This is a genomic window from Fervidicola ferrireducens (assembly GCF_001562425.1).
GTDB lineage: Bacteria > Bacillota > Thermosediminibacteria > Thermosediminibacterales > Thermosediminibacteraceae > Fervidicola > Fervidicola ferrireducens.
Window position 1 is genome coordinate 1 of sequence record NZ_LOED01000068.1, and the last position, 3026, is coordinate 3026.

At 48.6% G+C, this 3026-nt stretch carries 4 protein-coding genes; all 4 read left to right on the forward strand.

Annotated elements, in window-relative coordinates:
* A partial coding sequence (locus tag AN618_RS12185; protein WP_066355588.1) for a formate--tetrahydrofolate ligase occupies positions 1–1252 on the forward strand: 1252 nt, incomplete at its 5' end.
* A gap of 50 nt (positions 1253–1302) precedes the next feature.
* The gene (locus AN618_RS12190; protein ID WP_066355590.1) at positions 1303–2133 is read left to right on the forward strand and encodes a DUF166 domain-containing protein; all 831 of its coding nucleotides are present in this window, start codon (positions 1303–1305) and stop codon (positions 2131–2133) included.
* A complete protein-coding gene (locus tag AN618_RS12195) occupies positions 2127–2756 on the forward strand; it encodes a cyclodeaminase/cyclohydrolase family protein (protein ID WP_066355592.1) in 630 nt (209 codons plus the stop codon). Before AN618_RS12190 ends, AN618_RS12195 begins: the two co-directional genes overlap by 7 nt.
* A gap of 37 nt (positions 2757–2793) precedes the next feature.
* Positions 2794–3026: tetrahydrofolate dehydrogenase/cyclohydrolase catalytic domain-containing protein (locus AN618_RS12200; RefSeq protein ID WP_281176856.1), on the forward strand; the 233-nt coding region annotated here is incomplete at its 3' end.

Genomic DNA, 3026 nt, shown 5'->3' on the forward strand with positions numbered 1-3026 from the left:
GGCCATGGTGGACAACCACATATACCAGGGCAACGAACTCGGCATCGACCCGCGGCGCGTAGTGTGGAGGCGCTGCATGGACATGAACGACAGGCAGCTGAGGTTCATAGTGGACGGCCTTGGAGGGAAAGCCAACGGAGTTCCCAGGGAAGACGGCTTTGACATAACGGTAGCATCGGAAGTGATGGCGGTATTTTGCCTGGCGACGGACCTGGAAGACCTCAAAAACCGCCTTTCCCGGATAGTGGTGGCCTACACCTACGACGGCAGGCCGGTAACCGCCGGCGACCTCAAGGCCCATGGAGCGATGGCGGCACTGCTGAAAGATGCATTTAAGCCCAACCTGGTGCAGACGTTAGAAGGCACTCCAGCCTTTGTACACGGGGGGCCCTTTGCCAACATAGCCCACGGCTGCAACAGCGTAATCGCCACGAAGATGGCCATGAAACTGGCGGACTACGTAGTAACCGAAGCCGGATTCGGAGCGGACCTGGGAGCAGAGAAATTCCTGGACATAAAATGCCGGGTAGCGGGCATAAAGCCCAACGCCGTAGTAATTGTGGCCTCGGTCCGGGCGTTGAAATACAATGGAGGAGTACCGAAAGAAAAGCTAAGCGAAGAAAACCTGGAAGCCCTGAAAAAAGGCATACCCAACCTGATGAAACACATAGAAAACATAACACAAAAATTCGGCCTTCCGGCGGTAGTAGCCGTAAACCGCTTCCCCAGCGACACGGAAGCGGAACTCAATCTCATAAAAGAAGAATGCAAAGCGAAGGGAGTAAAAGCGGTAATATCCGAAGTATGGGCAAAGGGCGGCGAAGGGGGAATTGACCTGGCCGAAGAAGTGCTCAGGCTCATAGAAGAAGGGAAAAACAACTACAAGCCCCTGTATCCGCTGGAGATGGGCATAGCCGAGAAAATCGAGACCATAGCGAAGGAAATATACGGGGCCGACGGAGTGGACTTTACCGCCGCTGCGAAGAAAGAAATAGAGACCATAGAAAAGCTCGGGTTCAGGGACGTTCCGGTGTGCATAGCAAAGACCCAGTATTCGTTGAGCGACAACCCGGCGTTATTGGGAAGGCCCACGGGCTTTAGGATAACCGTGAGAAATGTGCGGATATCTGCCGGTGCAGGGTTTGCCGTGGCTCTGACCGGCGAGATAATGACGATGCCGGGATTGCCAAAGAGGCCGGCGGCGGAAAACATAGACGTGGATTCAAACGGCAGAATAAGCGGGCTTTTCTAATAAAATGAAGTCTAGGTGCAGTTAATAGAAAGAAAAGAGGGCGGGGAAAAATGAAGGGAAAATTTAAAATCTTGCTAGCTTCCGGTGATGACGAACTCGCTATCCCGGGCCCCTTTGAGGTTAGATTTAGCGGTGAATATGTGCACCGCAGACTGATACCACATCTGACAGATTACAAAAGGGGCAAGGGTATAGCAGACAAAAAATGTCTTGAGTACAGAAAAAGGTATAATCTCGATTATTCTCAGTATATAACCGGAATTATCGTTTTCCCAGGAGTTTTGCCGCAAATAGTGGATAGTCCGGAGAACTACATACCTTCAGAAATTCCACAGCACAATGTTCTCATAGCAGCCGGACTTCATCCGGACTTGATGGAAGAGCTTATTAAAAAAGCAGCGACTAGAGGTTGCCGGGCCCTTATAGCTCCGAAAGAAAATCCTGCATGGTTCGATTCACATTTCGAAAAAAAGATAAAAAAACTTTGTATGACATACGGTATCGAGTGCGTCTTCCCCCGCCCTTTCTGTGCTCTGGAGAAAAGCGGCCAGGCCTTTATAGACGAATTTCTGAAAGCTTTTAGGCTTGGAAGGCCTCAATTTGAGATTAAGGTGAATCATCGCGGAATTATTGAGGATGTTTTGGTTGAGTCTTCGGCCCCCTGCGGAGCTACTTATCATGTAGCAGCCGGTCTTATCGGAGTGAAAAAAGAGGAAGCTGTAGAAGTAGCAAATAAGCTGTGGCACTGTTATGCATGCCTTGCAAGTAGCAAAATAGACACGGAAATGGGTGATTCGGTGATGCACCTGGCGGCCCGTATAAATCTGGCTGCTATAAAAAAAGCGGTGGAAAAAAGCGATTGGGAGGGTAAGGCGTGCTAATAGAAAAAAGTGTTCGCGAATTTGTTGAATTGCTCTCCTCCAAAGAACCTGTCCCGGGAGGAGGGGGTGCAGCTGCCTTAGTTGGTGCCATAGGTGTTGCACTAGGCAGTATGGTTGGAAACCTCACTGTGGGAAAAGAAAAATATAAAGATGTGGAAGCAGAGATAATCAAGATACTCGAGAGTGCAAAAAGCCTTCAAGCCGAATTGCTGGACCTTGTGGATGAGGATGCTAAGGTTTTCGGTAAGGTTGCCGGTGTATATAAAATGCCGAAAAATACCGAAGAGGAGAAAGCAAAGAGAAATGAGGCGATGGAGCAGGCATTAAAGGAAGCGTGCAGGGTGCCTATTAAAATCATGGAACTTTCATATGAAGCCATAAAACTCCACAGAAAGCTGGCTGATATAGGAAACAGACTTGCCATCAGCGACGTTGGCGTCGGTGTATTGTGCCTCAAGGCGGCATTATTAAGCGGTAGGATGAACGTAATTATAAATCTAAACGGCATCAAGGATGAAGGATTTGTCAGAAGCACTAGGGATGTGATGGAAAGAATCTGTGGTGAAGCTTTGACGATTGCCGATGACGTTTATGCAAAAGTAAAAGAGATTTTGGGTGATTGAGTCTCAATAAATTTAATGAAAGTTGGAGGCATGACAAATGGCAGACATTTTAAGCGGAAAAGAAGTGGCGGATGCATTAAAACAAAAACTAATGAGTGAGGTAGAGGAATTAAAGGCAGGCGGTGTTACCCCAGGCCTTGCCATAGTGATAGTAGGGGAAAGGCCCGATTCGGTGTCGTATATAAAAGGAGCCCAAAAAAGGTGCGCGGAGATTGGCATAGAAACCAGCGTCGTCCAGCTTCCCGAAAACACCACGGAAGAGGAATTTGT